At 55.4% G+C, this 1,573-nt stretch carries 1 rRNA gene; it reads right to left on the bottom strand.

Annotation, left to right across the window (positions count from 1 at the left end):
- Window positions 1-12: 12 nt before the first annotated feature.
- A 16S ribosomal RNA gene (locus tag ABZ576_RS34195) occupies window positions 13-1,573 on the bottom strand.

Genomic DNA, 1,573 nt, shown 5'->3' with positions numbered 1-1,573 from the left:
CTTATTCCTTAGAAAGGAGGTGATCCAGCCGCACCTTCCGATACGGCTACCTTGTTACGACTTCACCCCAATCATTGGTCCCACCTTCGGCGGCTGGCTCCTTACGGTTACCTCACCGACTTCGGGTGTTACCAACTCTCGTGGTGTGACGGGCGGTGTGTACAAGACCCGGGAACGTATTCACCGCGGCATGCTGATCCGCGATTACTAGCGATTCCGGCTTCATGCAGGCGAGTTGCAGCCTGCAATCCGAACTGAGAATGGTTTTGTGGGATTTGCTTGGCCTCACGGCTTCGCTGCCCTTTGTTCCATCCATTGTAGCACGTGTGTAGCCCAGGTCATAAGGGGCATGATGATTTGACGTCATCCCCACCTTCCTCCGGTTTGTCACCGGCAGTCACCTTAGAGTGCCCAACTGAATGCTGGCAACTAAGATCAAGGGTTGCGCTCGTTGCGGGACTTAACCCAACATCTCACGACACGAGCTGACGACAACCATGCACCACCTGTCACTCTGTCCCCGAAGGGAACTCCCTATCTCTAGGGCCGTCAGAGGATGTCAAGACCTGGTAAGGTTCTTCGCGTTGCTTCGAATTAAACCACATGCTCCACCGCTTGTGCGGGTCCCCGTCAATTCTTTTGAGTTTCAGCCTTGCGGCCGTACTCCCCAGGCGGAGTGCTTAATGCGTTAACTGCAGCACTAAGGGGCGGAAACCCCCTAACACCTAGCACTCATCGTTTACGGCGTGGACTACCAGGGTATCTAATCCTGTTCGCTACCCACGCTTTCGCACCTCAGCGTCAGTTACAGACCAGAGAGTCGCCTTCGCCACTGGTGTTCCTCCACATCTCTACGCATTTCACCGCTACACGTGGAATTCCACTCTCCTCTTCTGTACTCAAGTCCTCCAGTTTCCAATGGCCCTCCACGGTTAAGCCGTGGGCTTTCACATCAGACTTAAAAGACCGCCTGCGCGCGCTTTACGCCCAATAATTCCGGACAACGCTTGCCCCCTACGTATTACCGCGGCTGCTGGCACGTAGTTAGCCGGGGCTTTCTGGTTAGGTACCGTCAAGGTGCCGCCCTATTTGAACGGCACTTGTTCTTCCCTAACAACAGAGTTTTACGATCCGAAAACCTTCTTCACTCACGCGGCGTTGCTCCGTCAGACTTTCGTCCATTGCGGAAGATTCCCTACTGCTGCCTCCCGTAGGAGTCTGGGCCGTGTCTCAGTCCCAGTGTGGCCGATCACCCTCTCAGGTCGGCTACGCATCGTCGCCTTGGTAGGCTTTTACCCCACCAACTAGCTAATGCGCCGCGGGCCCATCTGTAAGTGACAGCTTGCGCCGCCTTTTAACGTCTCCTTATGCAAGAAAACGTATTATCCGGTATTAGCCCCGGTTTCCCGGAGTTATCCCAGTCTTACAGGCAGGTTGCCCACGTGTTACTCACCCGTCCGCCGCTCGTTCCACATGCGTCACCCCCGAAGGGGTTCTGCTTGCTTCCCGCGCTCGACTTGCATGTATTAGGCACGCCGCCAGCGTTCGTCCTGAGCCAAGATCAAACTCTCCA

The sequence above is a fragment of the Streptomyces sp. NPDC013455 genome (assembly GCF_040632975.1).
GTDB lineage: Bacteria > Actinomycetota > Actinomycetes > Streptomycetales > Streptomycetaceae > Streptomyces.
Note: the sequence above shows the minus strand (reverse complement) of the source record. Positions and strands in the feature narration are given on the sequence as shown.